General features: G+C 62.7%; 7 protein-coding genes and 1 pseudogene. 5 read left to right on the top strand and 3 right to left on the bottom strand.

Annotated features, from left to right (window positions below):
- Positions 1 to 315: 315 nt before the first annotated feature.
- The 3 genes and pseudogenes from D9C15_RS34270 to D9C15_RS34655 form a co-directional block, all read right to left on the bottom strand.
- Positions 316 to 552: pseudogene (locus tag D9C15_RS34270) on the bottom strand (GNAT family N-acetyltransferase); the annotation flags it as partial.
- 732 nt (positions 553 to 1284) lie between these two features.
- Positions 1285 to 1779: a hypothetical protein gene (locus D9C15_RS32380; protein WP_128003582.1), complete on the bottom strand. Its 495-nt coding sequence runs from the start codon at positions 1777 to 1779 to the stop codon at positions 1285 to 1287.
- Between the two features lie 137 nt (positions 1780 to 1916).
- Complete coding sequence (locus D9C15_RS34655) at positions 1917 to 2387, bottom strand: DUF3592 domain-containing protein (RefSeq protein ID WP_128003581.1); 471 nt, start codon at positions 2385 to 2387, stop codon at positions 1917 to 1919.
- A 1246-nt stretch (positions 2388 to 3633) separates the two neighbouring features.
- Here D9C15_RS34655 and D9C15_RS32370 point away from each other — a divergent pair.
- The 5 genes from D9C15_RS32370 to D9C15_RS32350 form a co-directional block, all read left to right on the top strand.
- Entirely contained in the window at positions 3634 to 3882 is a 249-nt protein-coding gene (locus D9C15_RS32370) for a DUF1272 domain-containing protein (RefSeq protein WP_128003580.1), read from the top strand.
- A gap of 398 nt (positions 3883 to 4280) precedes the next feature.
- Complete coding sequence (locus D9C15_RS32365; RefSeq protein WP_128003579.1) at positions 4281 to 4544, top strand: hypothetical protein; 264 nt, start codon at positions 4281 to 4283, stop codon at positions 4542 to 4544.
- Positions 4545 to 4702: 158 nt separating this feature from the next.
- The gene (locus D9C15_RS32360) at positions 4703 to 5176 is read left to right on the top strand and encodes a GNAT family N-acetyltransferase (RefSeq protein WP_128003578.1); all 474 of its coding nucleotides are present in this window, start codon (positions 4703 to 4705) and stop codon (positions 5174 to 5176) included.
- Positions 5177 to 5345: 169 nt separating this feature from the next.
- Positions 5346 to 5714 (top strand): VOC family protein, encoded by a 369-nt coding sequence (locus D9C15_RS32355; RefSeq protein WP_128003577.1) that lies wholly within the window; start codon positions 5346 to 5348, stop codon positions 5712 to 5714.
- Positions 5715 to 5852: 138 nt separating this feature from the next.
- On the top strand, positions 5853 to 6151 hold a 299-nt coding region (locus D9C15_RS32350), incomplete at its 3' end, for a hypothetical protein (RefSeq protein ID WP_164886959.1).

Below are 6151 nucleotides of genomic sequence, written 5' to 3'. Positions count from 1 at the left end.
GGGCTCGCGGCCCAAGCGCCAACCCGCGGCGGTCGCCTCAGCTCAAACGTTAGGCCTCAGCAACCCACCATGTTTGCCTCGGAAGCAGATCTGCTTGAAGCAATCGCCACTCACGACAAGCTTTTGCGAGAGGTTGCCGCGGGCCGGATGAACTTCGACCAGTTCTGCAATGCCTACAACGACTTCTACGCGTTCTACGCACTGGATGGGCACGAGTCAGACGCAGAGGAACGCATGCTCCTCAAGATGCGCCAAGCGTTGATTGAACCCCATCGAGTCGTTGCCGAGGAGATTCTGTCGCTCGTGTGCGCGGATGGTCATGCTGCGATGAAACAGGAAGTGCGAGAGCCCAACCAGCGAACCCTGGTCTTCTGCTACCAATGCGAATACAGGTTCATTGGGATCGAAGAACCGTTGCCAAGTGACCTGCGTGATGTGCTCGGGCAGAGCGGTTTCACCGTGCCTACCGTAGAAGGCGTTGTAGCCATCCCAGAGCGGGCGCCAAGCAGCGTAGTCTTCAGGCACGGCTGGACGGATGATCGGTGCTGACATCAGGATCAGTGCGAGTTTGAGCGCAGGACGTGTACTGCGAGGCCTAACGTTTGAGCTGAGGCGACCGCCGCGGATTGGCGCTTGGGCCGCGAGCCCGATGATATGCACCACGGGTTCGCGGCCCAAGCGCCAAGCCGTGGAGGGTCGCCTCGAGCGAAGGGTTAGGCCTCGACTCGCGACCGCGCCTGAGCATTGCGACGAGAGAGACAGGCATTGTTCTGCTGGCGTAGCGCTCGACTGGACCAAGCTGAAGCCCGAGGTTTGCTCGCACGGGTGGGGGGACTGGCGTGCGGCTAGGGAGAGAGCGAGGCGTTTCCTTGCTTCCGCGTACCAACAACGGTGAGCCGTCCGCCGAAGGACGGGCGGCCTGCCGGGGCCGATGCGGTACACCGGGTAAGCTCTTTCGAGGTGGCACCAGCCGTCCGAAGACGACGGTTCCGTGGGCCCGAAGCGCGAAGACCTTCCGAGGGTCGAGAAAGTGATGGCCCCGGAGCGCGCCGGCCGTCCGGGCTGAGCGGCTGTTCGGCTTGCTGGCAAGTGACCGGAGCGGGCAAGGCAAACGGGACTTGAAGCCGCTGACGAGCGCGAGGACCGCGGTTTGGCAGTTCGAGGCCTAACGTTTGAGCTGAGGGGCCGGAACCGGCGTGGTGCTTGGCCCGCGAGGCGGACGATAAGGCAGAGCGCCTCGCGGGCCAAGTGCCATGCCGGTGGAGGTCCCGCTCCAGCGAAGGGTTAGGCCGCATTCTCTGATTGCCGAACCTGAGCATCAAGCGCAGTCATGACCTCGTAAGCGGCTCGGCGAAGTGCCTCGCAATTGGCGGCAAAGAGTGGGCGATCGATCGGCTGAGCCAGTACGTCGAAGACCTGGTGACCAGCCACATAGATCGGATGCTTGAGCGGCGCGTAGTGAACCGGGCGAAGTGCATGCTCGGCATGTGCGATAGCTCGACTCCGATAGTCCAGCAGTTGGTTGTGTAGCTGGAGCTGCTCGACTGACAGAACTCGCTTGACCTTCAGCGCCACTGTGGAAGTGGCTTTGGTACTCCTGTCGGCTTCATTCTGGGTGAAGGGTCGCGCATACGCGACTATCGCCGCGCTTAGTAGGGCACGACGGATGGCGACGGCGTCTTCAGCCGGCTTCGCATAGAGGTAGCCAAGCGCCTCTTCGAAGTCGTTGATCGAGAGGATCAACCGAGCAATCTGAGCCCGTAGCTTGTCGTTGTCCACTCTGCGGGCCATATGCGGCCCAACGTTTGAGCTGAGGCGACCGCCGCGGGTTGGCGCTTGGGCCGCGAGGTGCATGATGCCAGCGAGCGCCTCGCGGCCCAAGTGCCAAGCCGTGGAGGGTCGCCTCGAGCGAAGGGTTAGGCGGCATTCGTGGTTCGGAAGCCTTGGACTGCCAGGAGAATGCCAATGACGAGGAAGGCGAGTGCGGAGATGATTGCACAAGGGAGGGACAAGTCCAGGCCGTTCTGTAGAACCGAATGAGCTGGCGCCTTCGGGTCATAGTAGACCGTTACCTTCGAGCCTCTTGGAAAGACCTCAACGGTCTTTGTTGCGAAGGACAAGTTGGTAGCAACAGTCATGAAACTGACGCGATTGCCCGTCAGGCTCTGACCGCCTACAGAATAGACGTAGCGAACCTCAGGGATAGTGCAGCCACCGCTCTCACCACAGTAGACACTGCCCAGCTGCGACGACACTATGCGCCCAGGGACCGAAGGCCATTCGCTAGAGCGCAACGCCTCGTGCAGCAAGCTAGCGAGGTGCCAAAGGAGTGCTATGGACACGGCAACGAATGTCGTTGCGAAGAATCGTGCAGTGTGGCGCTTCATATTGCCAACCAAGTTGTGCGGGGCAGGCGAGCAGGCGACTCTGGCGATGGTCAAGTGGGTTTGGCATCCACAATAGTGGGGAAGCGGTGCACGCGCCTCGGGTATGCCGCCTAACGTTTGAGCTGAGCGGACCGCACCGGCAAGGCAGACTGGCCCTGGAGGAGACAATACCAGCACTGGCTCCGGAAGGGCCAGGCTGCCTTGCCGGTGAGGGTCCGCTCGAGCGAAGGGTTAGGCCTCGCCGCTATGCGCTTGGGCCGTGATGGGTTCTCGGCTCTCAAGAGATGTCTTTGAACAGTCTGCTTCCTACGGTTGTCTGGCGCGGGACACTGAACTGGCGGTGCACTCCGTAAGAATAGCCTCCGCACGGTGCTTGGCGAAGCGGGAGCAGGTGCCTGAGGTCCGAGGCGCGGCAGACTGGCGGCGGCGGTGCGTGCCGGGGAGGACTCTTTCGAGACGGCGCTGAACGCTGGCTTGACCTTGCAATGCGTGCTGCTACTTCCTCCGGCGCGTGTTCCAGTCGGTTCCGTCTGCGACTACCCCAATGATGCAACCGAGCGCGACCAGAAGCGCTTGCGCGAGTACCAAGTCTTGGCTCGGAAACAGCTTCGCCAAGGCTCCGGCCACGAGTAGGCCGACGACGGTCCCGATTGCTGCTCCAACTACCATGGCGTGTTGCGAGGCCTAACGTTTGAGCTGAGCGATGAGCGCCGGGATAGCGCTTGGCCCGCGAGGCGAATGATGGACCACAGCGCCTCGCGGGCCAAGTGATATGCCGGTGACGACGCCGAACTCGAAAGCTACAAACAAGCTGGCCGCATCGGTTCCGCCGAGGCTGTGAGAAGGATCAAACAAGTCATCAAGGGTCAGTAGCCAGTAACAGCATCCCAGCCTGTCGCCCCAAGCGCCTGCCTCCAAACTGAGGCCTAACCCTTCGCTGGAGCAGGACCTCCACCGGCATGGCACTTGGCCCGCGAGGCGCTGCCGGTCTATGCTCCGCCTCGCGGGCCAAGCACCATCCCGGTTCCGGCCCCTCAGCTCAAACGTTAGGCGTCGCACGTCACCTGCTGAGCGTCGCTGTGCGTCTGCAAGACCGCTGTACCAGGTTCAGTTCACCGGGTGCGACGGTGCCCCGGCCGTCACTGCTTCAACTGAAACGTTGCATCCCCTCAGCAGGCGCACCAACGCGAGTCGGCGCTACTACACTTGTTCGCGTCTCCTTCATGGCAATGCGCCCGAGGCGCCTATGCTTCAGCTCCGCCCATCCTGCGAGTGTTGCAACGTGAACCTCCCACCGGAGGCATCCATCGCTCGAATCTGCTCCTTCGAATGCACCTTCTGTGAGAGTTGTGCCAGCGCCAAGCTCGGTGGCCGGTGCCCGAACTGCGGAGCGGAGTTGGTTCGCCGCCCCATCCGGCCGGCGGGCAAGCTAGCGGAGTATCCGCCCTCAGCCGAACGAGTGTTCAGACCACAAGGTTGCTCGGCTAGCTCGTAGTGGCGCTCGCTGCACGCAACGCGACGCCTAACCCTTCACTCGAGGCGACCCCCACCGGCTGCGCGCTTGGGCCGCGAGGCGCTCGCTGGCATCATGCACCTCGCGGCCCAAGCGCTCCGCCGCCGGGGTCGCCTCAGCTCAAACGTTGGGCCTCATAGCAACCGTTGGCTCGTGCGTGGCGTTCCAGCGAAGCCGGCGCGCCTGCAGCACTCGCTTGAGCCACCCAGTTCCGCTCAGAACCGGCAACTTCGCACCGTTAGGTGCCTGCTTTACCTTCGACCGGTCGTTCTCCCGCGACGAGTCAGCCTATGCTGGGGCTCACCTGTGTGCGCTACGTCAGCAAGGGCCTGTGCCTTGGTCGTCCGGCCCGTTGATCGATCTCACGCTGAAAGGTCGCAATGTGGTTCCTTGTTAGCGTGGTCAAGGGCAGCAAGCACTTCGAGCCGGAGTCTCAGGTCGGCAATCGCGTGCTGATATCCGACACAACGGACATGACCATCTCCGCCAGGTCAACGGGAGACGGCTACCGATTCGAAGCGCGCAAGGGCACAGAGACGTTCATCATCAAAGACTTCACCGGGGCACAACCGGTTGGCAGTCTGGCCGCAAAGTTCGCTGCTCTGGCCCAAAGCATGGGGGCGCTCGCGCTATCGGAGTCGTGAGCACGTCGGGCGAGGCCTAACCCTTCGCTCGAGAGGGACCTCCGCCGGCAAGGCACTTGGCCCGCGAGGCGCTTCAGGTCATCATCCGCCTCGCGGGCCAAGCGCCTTTCCGGCTACGGCCCCTCAGCTCAAACGTTAGGCCGCACGAAACGAACCACATGCGACTCCTCGGCCCAGAGGCTGCATCAGCGGTGCACTGCGAGCGCATCCTGCGCACGTTGCCGCGTTGGTTCGGAATCGAGCAATCGTGGCTGGAGTACGCAGCGGACTCTGAGCGATTTCCAACTTTTATCGCCGCTGAAGCGGCACCCGTCGCGTTCCTCACCGTACGAGAGCACTTCTCCGAGAGTTGGGAGGTTCACTGCATCGCAGTAGAAGCCAGCTACCGCGGGCAAGGCGTTGGGCGCAAACTGCATGAACACGTCGAGTCTTGGCTCCGAGCCAAAGGTGTTCGCCAACTGCAGGTCAAGACTTTGGCCGCCAACCATCCGAGCCCAGAGTACGCTCAGACGAGGAACTTCTACGCAAGCCTGGGCTACACGCCGCTGGAAGTCTTCCCTACTCTTTGGGGCCCGTCGTTGCCTGTGCTGCAACTGGTCAAGTCCCTGCGCGCGCCGGAGAGTGCGGCCTAACCCTTCGCTCGAGGCGACCCTCCACGGCTTGGCACTTGGGCCGCGAGGCGCTTGTTCTTATCATCCGCCTCGCGGCCCAAGTGCCAACCCGCGGCGGTCGCCTCAGCTCAAACGTTAGGCCTCCGAGGGCGGCAACTGAGGCCACTCCAAATTTCGGCGCGGAGGTGTCATGTTCGATCACGTGGGTTTCGGGGTCTCCAACCTGGCGGAGAGCAAAGCGTTCTTCCTCAAGGCGCTTGAACCACTGAGGGTTTCACTCGTGATGGAAGGTGCGTACGGGGTCGGCATCGGGCAGAACAACAAGCCATCGCTGTGGCTTCACCAAACGCAAGGCCCTACAGCCCCGCTCCACATTGCCTTCGCTGCCGCTAGCCGCGCGGAAGTCGACGCCTTCTACAAGGCTGCGCTCGCCGCCGGCGGCATAGACAACGGAGCGCCTGGCCTGCGTCCTCACTACCACCCGAACTACTACGGAGCCTTTGTCATCGGCCCCGACGGTCACAACGTCGAAGCTGTGTGCCACAAGCCGAAGGCCTAACCCTTCGCTGGAGCGGGACCTCCACCGGCATGCCACTTGGCCCGCGCGCCGTTGTGGTCCATCATCCGGCGCGCGGGCCAAGCGCCATCCCGGTTCCGGCCCCTCAGCTCAAACGTTAGGCCGCAGAAGCCGGCACCTATGCCCCTCACCTGCCGCAAAGCCGAAGCGCCGGACTTCTCCGCTCTTCAGCAGATGCTGGAGCTCTATCAGTACGAGCTCTCTGACATCTGGCACCAGGAACCCGACGCGCAGGCTCGATACGGGTATGACTTAAGCCGCTACCAGCAAGCAAGTCGCTTCTTCGCTCATGTTGCCCTGCAGGGTTCGCAGTACGTCGGCTTTGCTTTGGTTGCCCCGGCTTGCGTCACTCTAGCGGAAGGCTCATGGATGGAGCAGTTCTTCATCCTGAAGCGCCACCGCAGGGGTGGGGCCGGGCT

It is taken from the genome of Piscinibacter defluvii (assembly GCF_004011805.1).
Classification (GTDB): Bacteria; Pseudomonadota; Gammaproteobacteria; order Burkholderiales; family Burkholderiaceae_C; genus Piscinibacter; species Piscinibacter defluvii.
Note: the sequence above shows the minus strand (reverse complement) of the source record. Positions and strands in the feature narration are given on the sequence as shown.